The sequence below is a fragment of the Acidithiobacillus sp. HP-11 genome (assembly GCF_015100075.1).
GTDB classification, from domain to species: domain Bacteria; phylum Pseudomonadota; class Gammaproteobacteria; order Acidithiobacillales; family Acidithiobacillaceae; genus Acidithiobacillus; species Acidithiobacillus thiooxidans.
Genome location: NZ_JACKYY010000069.1, coordinates 1 through 8,266, shown reverse-complemented (window position 1 = coordinate 8,266; position 8,266 = coordinate 1). Strand labels below are relative to the sequence as shown.

Below are 8,266 nucleotides of genomic sequence, written 5' to 3'. Positions count from 1 at the left end.
GGTTTCAACAGTCTGCTCCAGTCCGCCAAATCCAGGGCACGGGGCTATCGCACCCACAAGAATTTTATTAACATGGCTTACCTCGTACTGGGTAAGCTGGATCTCAAGCTACCCACTTAAAACAGCGAGGAACCATATTGCGCCACTATCCACATGTTACATTTGCTGATGATCCTAATATGTATGATACAGCTGTCATGGGAATTCTTCTGCAAGGAATGATACTATCAAGAGAATGCGATTAGATCGCTTGATTACCATAAACTATAAAGAAAAAATTCATACTAAATGGCATTACATTTAAAACAATAATCAATTATACAGAAGGTATTTGTCTGAATAAATTAGTCACATGGCCGGATTTGTTAACCCGGCCAAGATTTCGGCAAACTACTTATTTCAGCTACTCATGCTTTCCGCTTGCTTGCTTATACTCAAATCTTTGGCCAGTACCATATACATGGCTGGTACCACGAACAGCGAGAATAGCGCGCCAATGCCCAAGCCGGTAAAAATCACCAGCCCCATCTGGAAACGACTAACTGAACCAGGTCCATTTACGAGAAGTAAGGGTAATACCCCGAGTACCATAGCACCGGTGGTCATTAGAATCGGACGCAGACGAATACTCGAGGCCTTTTCCACGGCTGCGCGTTTGTTCAATCCTTCGTGGCGCTGAATTTCATTGGCAAACTGCACAATCAGAATACCCTGCTTGGCAATCAAACCGATCAGGGTGATCAGCCCCACCTCCGTGTAAATATTGATCGAAGCGAGCCCCAGACTGATAAATATAAGCGCTCCACTGATAGACATGGGTACGGTAATCAAAACGATCAAGGGATCCCGGAAGCTTTCAAATTGGGCTGCCAACAGCAGGTAAATCAAGATGATAGCCAAGGCAAAGGTGGTTAACAATCCACTTTTTTCCTGCATGTATTCGCGCGACTGACTGGCATAATTGACCGAAAAGTCTTTAGGCATGATTTTTTCGGCCGTAGTCCGGAAGAAATTCAGAGATTGCCCCATGGTTACACCCGGTTTGGGAACCGCCTGAAGTGTGGTCGAGTTGAGCTGTTGGAACTGCGGCAGGAACTGCGGTTCTACCTTGGTTTCAACAGAAACGACCGTGGACAAGGGAACCATTTTACCTTTTGCCGTAGCAATGTAATAGTTTTTAAGAGCCTCCGTATCCAGGCGGTACTTGTCCGGGACCTGGGGGATGACCTTATAACTGCGTCCCTGCATATCAAAGCGGTTCACATAATTACCACTAAGAAATGGTTGAAGATCATCAGCTATCTCTGACATTGTCAGTCCTAGATTGGCAGCAATATTGCGATGAATCTTCAAGACAACTTCTGGGTTGTCAATTCGCAAATCCTTGGTCACATAGAGGAAAAGACCACTTTTATAAGCTTTAGCAATTAACCTATCTGCCACGTGATCGATTTTGTCGTAGCTGCCGGGGCTTTGCAGAACAAATTGTACAGGCAGACCGCCCGCAGAACCTGGTAAAGGTGGCGGCAGGAAAGAGGCCACTTGCAGGCCAGGCACACTTTGCAATTGTTTCTGCAATTTAGCCTGTATCTGCATAGCCGAGACCGAGCGATCAGACCAATTAGTCAATCGCATCCCCGCAAAGAGGCTGTTACTACCTCCTCCACTTCCGACGGAAATTCCAGTGACCATGAAGGTCGCCTTCGTTTCCGGATACTTATTGAAAACCTTCAGGATCTGTTTGCCGTAATGAGCCAACCGGTCCGGGGTAATCGTTGGACCACCAGTGCCAGCATTGAAAATAATACCCTGATCTTCCTGTGGTGCCAGTTCCGATTTGGAGGTGGTGAATAAAAAATAAATACTTCCAAAGACTACAACAGCAAAAAGCATGGTTACCGGTACTAAATTCAAACTTCCGTGAAGAATACGATCATAAAAACCTTGCAACCCGGCGAAGCGATGTTCGATAAAATGTTCAAAGCCGTGTTCCTTGGTGGGTTTCAAGACCTTGCTGGAGAGCATCGGCGACAGCGTCAAAGCCACAATCATGGAGATCAGCACCGCTGCTACCAGGGTAAAGGCAAATTCTCCAAACAGACTGCCGGTCAGTCCACCCATAAAGCCAATCGGCGCAAACACCGCAATCAAGGTGGTGGACATAACGATAATGGGACCACCCAGTTCGCGCCCGGTCAATAAGGCGGCATCAAAGGGGCTTTTACCTTCATCAATATGGCGATGCACGTTTTCCACAACGATAATGGCATCATCCACCACCAGTCCAATGGCCAGCACCACTGCCAGCAGAGTCAGCAGATTGATGGTGAAGCCCATGGACCACATGATCAGGCCCGCGCCAACAATGGACAGGGGAATGGCCACCGCCGGAATAACCACCGCCCGGAATGAGCCGAGGAAGAGGAAGATAACTAGTACGACCACTGCCAGAGTGATACCAATGGTCATCACTACTTCATCAATAGAGGCCTTGATGAAAGTGCTGGCGTCATAAGGAATTTCTTCGTGCATTCCTGGTGGCAAACTCTTTTTGAGTTTTGCCAGAGCGCTTTTAACGCCTGCGGCTACATCTAAAGAGTTGGCAGAGGGAGATTCCTGTATACCTATGAATGCTCCCGGTTTACCATCAAAAAATGCTTGTGAATCATAGTCTTGTGCACCCAATTCGACATGGGCAACATCTTTCAGGCGAATCAGGGTGTTGCCCGACTGTTTGATGACTAAATTGCGAAACTCGTTGACATTGTGCAATCCCGTGGTAGCAACAATTGTATTTTGTACAGTTTTACCCCGGGTTTGACCAACTGCCGAGATGAAATCATTCGCCGTCAATGCCGTGGAAACCTGAGCAGCCGTGACGTTCAGCGCCGCCATTTTCTGCGGATTCAGCCAGACGCGCATGGCATAGGTGTTACCATTGCCGGCACCTGCTGGCAGAATTTGAGCTTCTCCTACTCCATGTACGGAGGCGAGGCGAGGTTGAGCGACACGCAGTAAATAGTCGGTAATTTGTTGCTGACTGAGCTGCTTACCGTAAAAAGCGATATACATCAAATCAGTGGTGTCGCCCACCGTAACGTTGATGACGGGTAACTGGCTTCCTGTTGGAAGGTCGTCTGTAATCTGTTGGACTTTGGACTGAATATTGGCTACCGCAGCACTGGGACTGTAATTCAACTTCATGTACACCGTGATGGTAGATTTCCCCTCCGCACTATTGGAGGTCATGTAGTTGATATCCGGGGCACTGGCAATAACCTTTTCGAGGCGGGCAGTAATGAAGCCCTGCACAGTACTGGGATTGGCACCGGGGTAAGCCGTGGTGACTGTCACTACCGTATTGACCAGTGCCGGATACTCACGGACGGTCATCATGGTGTATGCATGAAGACCCAGCAGGAAAATCACCAGACTCAACGCCGTGGCGAGTACCGGGCGACGAACAAAAATATCGGTAAATTTCATGAGCTAGCCTTACGCGTCGTGACTGATGGTGACAAGGCTGCCGTTGACCAGTTTGACCTGACCGGCAGTAACCACCATGTCGCCTTGCTTCAATCCAGAGAGTATTGCCACCATGCCGTCGCGCTGCTTGCCCGGTTTGATGACCTGCTGCACGGCCACTTCCTGGCTTTTGCCATCCTTTTTCTCTTTGTGAATTACGTATACATAGTCACCAAACGTGTTATAGGAGATGGCAGATACTGGAATGACCAGGACTTTTTCAGTGGTATCGCGCACCACCGTCAATTCCCCGAAAAGTCCCGGCCGGAGCTGATTTTTGGGGTTATCGATAGTGGCTTGCACGTCAATTTGGCGAGTGCTGTTATTGACAGCAGAACCCAGAGCGGTCACTTTTCCTGAAAAGGTCTGTCCGGGTAGAGCATCGGTTTGAATCTGCACAGGGGTTCCGATCTGGATATTCTGGAGGTCACTTTGCGGCAACGTGAAGTTGGCATATAGCGGACTCCAGGACTGCAGATCCACTATTTTGGTGCCGGGAGTCAGATACTGACCCATATTTACCTGGCGGATGCCGAGATAACCACTGAAAGGGGCGCGAATCGCCAATTTATTCAAAGTTGCTCGAATATCCTTAATGGCAGCAACATCTGTCTGATAGGTGGCTTGATCAGAATCCAGCTGGGACTGGCTTACCGCTCTGGTCGCCATCAGTTTCCGATCCCGATGTAAATTAATGGCAGCCAGTCGCAGTTGCGCCTGGTCACTGGCCAATTCGGCCAATTGATTGGAATCATCAATCTGTACCAGCGGCGTACCCGCCTGCACATATTGGCCAGAGTGAAAATGAATGGCGGTCACATTGCCAGCAATCTGGGGTGTAACATCTACACCCTGAACGGCCGCCAGCGAGGCGACGGCGCGCAGTTGGGGATGCCAATGGACAATTTTTGCTTTCGCAGCGCTCACTGTATCCACTGGCTTGGGCATGTGCGCCATAGCCTCGGCGATTTTGTTGTTGACGAAGGCTTTAAAACCAAATATTCCGCCAAAAACAATCAGCAGGCCAATGATGACAATCACAAATGCTTTTTTCATATTTCAGTCTCCGCAGAGGACGGCTGCGATCAGTACAGTATCTTTCATCAGGCTGGCTTGGTTGTCGCCAGTTTCACGCCGGGTTTATTCCACCAACCACCGCCCATCGCAACGAGCAGCGAAGCGGTATCTTGATAACGCTGGGATTGAGCCTTGATCTCGGCAATTTTGGCGGTGCTATATTGTACCTCAGCGGTTAACAGGGTCAGATAATCACTGGCACCGGCACGATAACTCGCTTCTGCCAGTTTGAGTGCCTCCCGGGAAGCTGACAGCGCTTCACGCTGGGCGGCAAGCGTTTGCGCATCGTGTTCAACTGCCCGTAAGTCATTGGCAACTTGATCAAAAGCACTCAAAACCGTGCTTCGATAATTGGCATAGTCATCGTCATAGGCTGCATGGGCCTCTGCTTTCTGAGCCTCCAGTTTACCCCCTTCAAACAAAGGTTGGGACATGGAGCCTACTAGGCTCCAAATACTGCTTACGGGGTCAAAAAATATTCCAGGGTTGCTCGCCGCATCTCCAAAAGATGCTGTCAACTCAACTGTCGGATAGAACGCGGCACGCGCCTCACCAATTTGCGCATTGGCGGCTTTCATCTGCGAAAGGGCGGCACGAATATCGGGTCTTTGTTTGAGCAATTCTGAAGGGATGCTGATAGGCAGTTTTTCAGGAAGCTTTAAGGCGGTTAACGTAAAATGATAACGTTTTGCGTTGGCAGGGAAGTCACCAACCAATATAGCAAGCTCATGCCGGTATACAGCGAGATCTTGTTCTAAGGGGGGGAGAGTGGCTAATTCACTCGCCAGCTGACTTTTTTGAGTCATTACGCTGCTGTAATCAATCGCCCCTGCATGATATTGATTCTCGGTTAGGTTTAATAACTTCTTTTCCCTACCAATGATTGCCTGCGTCGCATGAATCTCACCGATCGTTGCCGCTGCTTCTACCGCTGTGGTGACAATATCGCCTGTCATGGTCAATCTTGCCTCTTCCAACTCCCATTGCTGATAATGAACAAGCTCTTCGCTGTTGCGGTATACCAATCTGTTGACACCAAAGATATCCGGGTAGTAAGACACGCCTACAGAACTGTTGATTAGTGAATAGTGAATCCCGCCATTACCTCCAAATGGCGCCGAAGTTGATTTTACTCTTTCCGATTCTAAACTACCGCTAACCTGTGGATAGAAAATACTCGCATTAGCTTTGGCTGTGGCTTGCGCTTCAAGAAGTTGTGCCTGTGCAGCCGCAATAGTTGGACTATTCGTAAGGCCAACCGCAATGAGCGCATCTAGGGCTTTGGAGTGGAACAGTTTCCACCACTCTTCATGAAGTTCGGTGCCATATTGGATTTCCTGGGCTTTCCCGGCCATGCCTCCAGGCGCGACCGTTTTTTTCGGGGATTTGCCCGCTGTGTAAGCCATTTTGTCTGAAGGCACTGGAGGCACTCGCAGTTTGGGCTCAAAACTGCAACCAATCAAACTACTACCAACGACAAAGGCTATTAGAACCTTCGTGGTTCTGGGAATTGACAGTTGTAAAATGCTAGCCCCCAAAAAATATAACCGACCGGTCGGTATTGTGAAAGATAGCTAGCCAATTGTCAAACCCCCAACCCCCCCGGGTTTTTTCGCTACCGAGATTCTTGGGATCCACGATCACGGTTGTTAATCAGCGTCATCTTTTGCCATATGTCAGCATCATGCATTTACCATGCGACTTTGTTAAAAATGAACATTTAACCACTTGATAGATTGACATATTTTGTGGAATACATGTCAGGTCAAGGGCAAACCATTTTGACGCTGTTTTCTGCTAAAAACTGATAAATCTTAAGCGCTGCTTAACAGCGAAACAAATTTTCTTTAGTTTTCAACGTAGTGGACCTCTCTATCGCAATTCGGGCATAGCGCAACCGCGTTGGTCACAGTGTCGGAGCCATTATCGGCAAGCTGGCGAACGCGATGCAGTTCGAGGAATGCTAGCCCGTCTGAGCCATTGAAAGGGGCCGGTTAGCCGCAAGATTCGTACTTGTCATTGCATGGCTCAACCCAATCACTACGGCACTCACCTGGTCTGTAGCTGATCTACTCCAAGGGGGCTTTCAATGCGTAACATACGGCCCAAGAACTGCAATAGAGGAGCATGAGACTCGCAGCCCATATTTTGAGAAAAACTCTATGTTCTGACTTCCCCACTTTTCCTCGCCGCCTAATAAACTGGAACCAAAGCATACCCCTTTTCTTGGTAGGCGATGGTAGAGATGAATCCACTTTCCACAGGCGTTACGCTCGGAATCAGCATGCTCGGAGATACGTCCATACCGTGTAGCGCCACGCCACAAGCCTGAAACTGGATGCCTTTGTGGCTGAGCTTCAGGATTTCTCCCTGAATCCCCGCGATATCCCTTTCTTCTGTGTAAGGTATGCCCCGACGATCTTTGGTCAGAAATGCGACATCTGGACCGATAAAGACCACGATGAAGTGCGGCGTCACCTTTTGTTGCAGAAGTTGCTTGCGGGTCAAACCGATGACTCTGACCAGGTGATCCACAGCCGCCGGGTTACGCATATTCACCAAAAACACGGCCTTTGCATCATGTAAGCCCGATAGGGCCGGAGTGTCATTGAGCTTTCCAGCCTGGGCATTGGTGAACAGACAGCCAAGTGACAGAAACAGAAAGGCCAGAATAAAACGTTGCATGGGAATATCCTCCTGAATGAGCAGGCTACTGAACGACAGCCCCGGGATGTTTTTGAATCTGTGCCACGTAAGCCGGATTCATTTCCTGCTTGGAGAAAAAAGCCTTCCAAGTGGTGATCGGCAATAATTGTGTTGGCGGCGGAGCAAAAACCAAGTCTTGATGGCGGACCAGTACGTGACAGGCGATACAGCTGCCTACTTTGCCATAAGCCAGGACTTTACCGGTGGGATCATAGGCAGCCATGATCCAGTTGCGGTCTGAAGGATCATATTTAGCCGCCTTCAGCATGGCGGTAACGCCAACTAACTGCTTGTGGGCATTGTAATTCTCTTTGACCACCAGGCTTCCGTTACTATAGCGGGTCACTTTCAGTATCCCACCGGCTTTTTTTATAGTGGATATTGCCAAAGTGTTGGCCAGGTCCACAGTGTAAGGATCAACCGTCCGAGATCCCAGCTGAAAGGGTGTACTTCCGGGCATGATGGCGTGCGTTTTTTGCAAAATTTGCACTTCTTTCCACAGAGCTTCAGGGCTGGGTCCGGCTGTATACGCCCAAGCTATGGAAGAAAAACAACTGGTTATGGTGAGCAGCATAACAACATTCAGTTTTGACATAACCCGACTCCTGACCGTACCCCAAAGCCTTCATGACGACCACCATGACGAGGACAGTTTGCATTGAACGTAACGTATGCAGGGGATTATAGCTTATATTGGCTGCATAGCTGGGAATTGATGGCTACGTACCAGTAGTGTTTATTGGACCCACTCCAGAAAGCGCTATAATCACCTGTGAGTTTCTTGTGCGGATGATTTTCTTCAGGAGGTTTCTAAAAATGTCTGTGAATGAAGGGGGTTCCTCGCTGTTTTAAGTGGGTAGCTTGAGATCCAGCTTACCCAGTACGAGGTAAGCCATGTTAATAAAATTCTTGTGGGTGCGATAGCCCCGTGCCCTGGATTTGGCGGACTGGAGCAGAC

Annotated in this window: 6 protein-coding genes; all 6 read right to left on the bottom strand. The window is 48.9% G+C overall.

What is annotated here, in order from left to right:
- Positions 1–399: 399 nt before the first annotated feature.
- Positions 400–3,486, bottom strand: a complete 3,087-nt coding sequence (locus H7F08_RS14300; RefSeq protein WP_193640904.1) for an efflux RND transporter permease subunit — start codon at positions 3,484–3,486, stop codon at positions 400–402.
- A gap of 9 nt (positions 3,487–3,495) precedes the next feature.
- Positions 3,496–4,581 (bottom strand): efflux RND transporter periplasmic adaptor subunit, encoded by a 1,086-nt coding sequence (locus H7F08_RS14295; protein WP_193640903.1) that lies wholly within the window; start codon positions 4,579–4,581, stop codon positions 3,496–3,498.
- 47 nt (positions 4,582–4,628) lie between these two features.
- Complete coding sequence (locus H7F08_RS14290) at positions 4,629–6,065, bottom strand: efflux transporter outer membrane subunit (RefSeq protein ID WP_227487891.1); 1,437 nt, start codon at positions 6,063–6,065, stop codon at positions 4,629–4,631.
- A gap of 384 nt (positions 6,066–6,449) precedes the next feature.
- The gene (locus H7F08_RS15955) at positions 6,450–6,554 is read right to left on the bottom strand and encodes a hypothetical protein (RefSeq protein WP_193640905.1); all 105 of its coding nucleotides are present in this window, start codon (positions 6,552–6,554) and stop codon (positions 6,450–6,452) included.
- A gap of 241 nt (positions 6,555–6,795) precedes the next feature.
- A complete protein-coding gene (locus H7F08_RS14280; RefSeq protein WP_010641828.1) occupies positions 6,796–7,287 on the bottom strand; it encodes a hypothetical protein in 492 nt (163 codons plus the stop codon).
- A gap of 25 nt (positions 7,288–7,312) precedes the next feature.
- On the bottom strand, positions 7,313–7,903 hold the full coding sequence (locus tag H7F08_RS14275) for a cytochrome P460 family protein (protein WP_193640902.1): 591 nt from the start codon (positions 7,901–7,903) through the stop codon (positions 7,313–7,315).
- Positions 7,904–8,266: the final 363 nt, after the last annotated feature.